At 71.8% G+C, this 1290-nt stretch carries 2 protein-coding genes; both read right to left on the bottom strand.

Annotation, left to right across the window (positions count from 1 at the left end; genetic code table 11):
* Positions 1–1081: recombinase family protein (locus Q7A36_RS39870; RefSeq protein ID WP_305109335.1), on the bottom strand; the 1081-nt coding region annotated here is incomplete at its 3' end.
* 6 nt (positions 1082–1087) lie between these two features.
* The coding region (locus Q7A36_RS39865) for a hypothetical protein (RefSeq protein WP_305109334.1) at positions 1088–1290 on the bottom strand (203 nt) is incomplete at its 5' end.

Raw genomic sequence — 1290 nt, 5'->3', positions numbered from 1 at the left:
GGATCTGCGCCCGCGGGCACTTCGTCTCGCGGGCCGTCGTGAGCGGGTCCACCCCGGCGCAGCGATAGTAGCACCTGCCAGGCCGGTCACCTTGCGGGGCCGAGTAGCAGCCGTGGATCCCGAGGCCGCACCGGCCGCACTTCAGCAGGCAGCGCAGCATGTAGTCGCGCTTCTTGTTGTGGCGGAACGCCAGCGCGGCATTGCGCGCGAGCGCGGCGCGCACGCCATCCCACGTCCGCTGGTCCACCAGCGGCGGCACCGAGATGGCGATCCACTGCTCGGGCGGGCGCGGCCGTCGGCAGGTGCGCTCCGTGCCGCGACGGGAGTGCCCCCGGCGCTGCCTGGGGGCGACGTAGTCGAAGCGGTTGGCGTAGGTGACGCCGACATAGACCGGGTCGGTCAGAATGTGATGCACGACCGAACTCGACCACTGCGCGCGCCCTGACCGGGTCACCCAAGGGCCGGCGTCCAACCGCTTCGTGCACTGGCGGACGGTGAGCCCGTCCTCGACCACCCAAGCGTAGAGGTCTCGGACCATGGCGGCCTCCGCCTCGTCGATGACAAGGCGGGCGAGAACGGCGCCGCGGCGCCCCTCGTAGCGGTAGCCGTAGGGGGCCTTGGAGCCGACGATGCCGCCGTCGCGCGCCCTTTGCAGCTTGCCGCGCCGGAAGCGCTCGGCCAGTACGGCGCGTTCGTATTCGGCGACGGCGCCCTGGATCTGTAGCAGGAGCTGATCATTCGGATCGTCGGAGATCGGGCGGTGCAGGAACGCGACCTCGCAACCGGCGCGACGGAACTCCTCCATCAGCAGGACCTGGTAGGCATACTTGCGGGCGAGCCGGTCGGGGCTGAACACCGCCACCACGTCGACGGCGGCGTCGCGGACGGCGTCCCTGAGCGCGTCCAGCGCAGGGCGGTCCAGGCGGGAGCCGCTGTAACCCTCGTCGCGGAACACGTGGGCTTCGGCGAGCACGTGGCCCCGTGCGGCCGCCCAGTCCCGCAAGGCCGCGACCTGGCTGCCAATGGTCTGTTGCTGTTCTTGGCGCTCGGTGGAAACGCGGGCGTAGATCGCGGCGCGCATGGATCATCATCTCCCGGATGCAGGGGGGCTGGCCGCGCACGGCCGCCCGAGCGGGCGGTCCGGCGTCAGCGGTTCGTGGCGCGAGGTGTCGCTCATGAGGCGGCGATAGGCCTGATCGAGCCGCTCCGGACCGTCGCGGGTGCGAACGGCGGTCGAGCGGATCGTCCAAGCCGCAGCGGTCGGGGAGCGTTGGCCGGCGGGCATCGGGG

Source organism: Paracraurococcus lichenis (assembly GCF_030657435.1).
In the GTDB taxonomy this organism is placed as follows: Bacteria; Pseudomonadota; Alphaproteobacteria; order Acetobacterales; family Acetobacteraceae; genus Paracraurococcus; species Paracraurococcus lichenis.
The sequence above is the reverse complement of the archived record's forward strand: the minus strand, read 5'-3'. Positions and strand labels throughout refer to the sequence as shown.